The sequence below is a fragment of the Bradyrhizobium sp. 23AC genome (assembly GCF_054863025.1).
In genome coordinates this window covers 1-273 of the sequence record NZ_JAVAYN010000147.1, presented here as the reverse complement: position 1 = coordinate 273, position 273 = coordinate 1, and the positions used below count along the sequence as shown (strand labels likewise).

The 273-nt window shown below is 78.4% G+C and carries 1 protein-coding gene; it reads left to right on the top strand.

The genetic code is table 11. The annotated features are described in order from the left end of the window. Positions 1-244: magnesium chelatase subunit ChlI family protein (locus tag RAD10_RS41850; protein ID WP_461622023.1), on the top strand; the 244-nt coding region annotated here is incomplete at its 5' end. Between the last annotated feature and the right edge of the window lie 29 nt (positions 245-273).

Here is a 273-nt window from a genome sequence, read left to right as displayed (position 1 = left end):
CGGGCTGCGCCGCAACGCGCACGTCCCCGCCGGGGTGCTGCGGCACGGCCCGTACGCCGTGCCCCGAGCGGCCCGCCGACCCGCGGACGACGCCGTCGACCAGGGCCTGCTGAGCGCGCGCGGCCACGCCCGCGTCCTGCGCCTCGCCTGGACCCTGGCGGACCTGCGCGGCGCCGAACGGCCCGCACCCGAGGACACCGACGTGGCACTCACGCTGCGCCACCAGAACGAGGAGGACGCATGACCACCCACGTCACCCCGGCGGCAGACCAC